Raw genomic sequence first — 510 nt, forward strand, 5'->3', positions numbered from 1 at the left:
GAAGGGTACGCCGAGGCCGAACTCGACCAGATCGGCGACATGGACGGCATCCCCGACGACGAGCCGCATATCTCCGCCTTCCAGGGCGCGCTCGAAGGCGAAGTGTCGATCGTTACCTTCGACGTGCCGATCTGACTCCAACCCCCGGTCCAGCTTTCGAATCGACTGCCGAGACGAATCGGCGATCGAGGCATTCCCAGCCGACAAAATACGCACTGCCGCTCGAGGAAGGCTGAGTTTGGCTGCTTGGCTTCGGCTTGCCCGGGGCAAGTGTTCTGATAAGAAACCATCACCATCATCAAACAGACGGAGCGGCCGTGTCCCAGCCCATCAAGATAGGCATCGTCGGCGTCGGCAAGATCGTCCGCGACCAGCACCTACCGGCCCTGGCGAAAGACCAGGACTATCGCCTCATCGCGGCCGCCAGCCGTCACGGCAAGGTGGATGACATCACGAATTTTCCTGACATCGAAGCCCTGCTCGACTCTGTGCCCGAGCTCGAGGCCGTGT

Annotated in this window: 2 pseudogenes; both read left to right on the forward strand. The window is 61.4% G+C overall.

The features are described 5' to 3' along the window. Positions 1-135 (forward strand): annotated as a pseudogene (locus tag EN893_RS39785) (transcriptional regulator); the annotation flags it as partial. Between the two features lie 182 nt (positions 136-317). Then, positions 318-510, forward strand: a pseudogene (locus tag EN893_RS37370) (gfo/Idh/MocA family oxidoreductase); the annotation flags it as partial.

The organism is Mesorhizobium sp. M7A.F.Ca.CA.004.04.2.1 (assembly GCF_004022825.1).
Classification (GTDB): domain Bacteria; phylum Pseudomonadota; class Alphaproteobacteria; order Rhizobiales; family Rhizobiaceae; genus Mesorhizobium.